Here is an 869-nt window from a genome sequence, read left to right as displayed (position 1 = left end):
ACGAGCGGGACGACCAGCAGCAGGTCGCGCCGATTGCCTTCGCGCGCATCGAGATCCGCCGCCACCGGGCCGCCCACCACGGCGTCGGCATCCGGCACCGTCTGCACGGCCTCTCGTACCGCGCTCACCAGGTCGAGGCTCGCGGGCGTTCCGGGCGCCGGCTCACCGACGACGAGCAGACGGGTGAGCGCTCCGTCGCTGCTCTCCCCGGTCGCCGATACCCGGAGCACACCCGGCACGTCGTCGATCGCGGCGACCAGCGCATCGGCCTCCGCCGTATCGCCGATCACGATCATCGGCTGCGCCTCCCCGGCCGGGAAGTGATCGCCGAGCACCGTGAGACCTGCGGCCGACTCGGACACGACACGGAACTTCTCGACCTGGGTGAGCCCGACGGACGCTCCGGCGAGCCCACCGGCGAGAACGCCGAGCAGCGCGAGTCCGCCGACCAGCGGCACCCACGGGCGCCGGGAGACGCGGTGAGCCACCGCACCCCACACGCGGCCCGTGGCCGCGACATCGCCCACGCGCGGCGCGAACGGCCAGAACAGTCGACGGCCGCACACGGCGAGCGCCGGTGGCAGCACCAGGAGCACGGCGGCGAGCGCGATCAGCAGGCCCACGGCAGAGGCGATGCCGAGCCCGCGCGTTCCCGGGATCACCGCGAGGGCGAGAGTCGACAGCGCCAGGACCACGGTGACGTTCGAGGCGACGATCGCGGGGGCGGTGGCACGCCAGGCGGCGACCAGGGCGCGGCGATGATCGGTCTCGCGGGCGAGTTCTTCGCGGTAGCGCGAGATGAGCAGGAGGGCGTAGTTTGTTCCGGCACCGAAGACGAGCACGCTCACGATCCCGGAGTCGAACTGCAG

Annotated in this window: 1 protein-coding gene; it reads right to left on the bottom strand. The window is 73.0% G+C overall.

Annotation, left to right across the window (positions count from 1 at the left end):
- The coding region (locus L687_RS25625; protein WP_021198650.1) for an MMPL family transporter at positions 1-869 on the bottom strand (869 nt) is incomplete at both ends.

Source organism: Microbacterium maritypicum MF109, from assembly GCF_000455825.1.
Classification (GTDB): domain Bacteria; phylum Actinomycetota; class Actinomycetes; order Actinomycetales; family Microbacteriaceae; genus Microbacterium; species Microbacterium maritypicum_A.
Note: the sequence above shows the minus strand (reverse complement) of the source record. Positions and strands in the feature narration are given on the sequence as shown.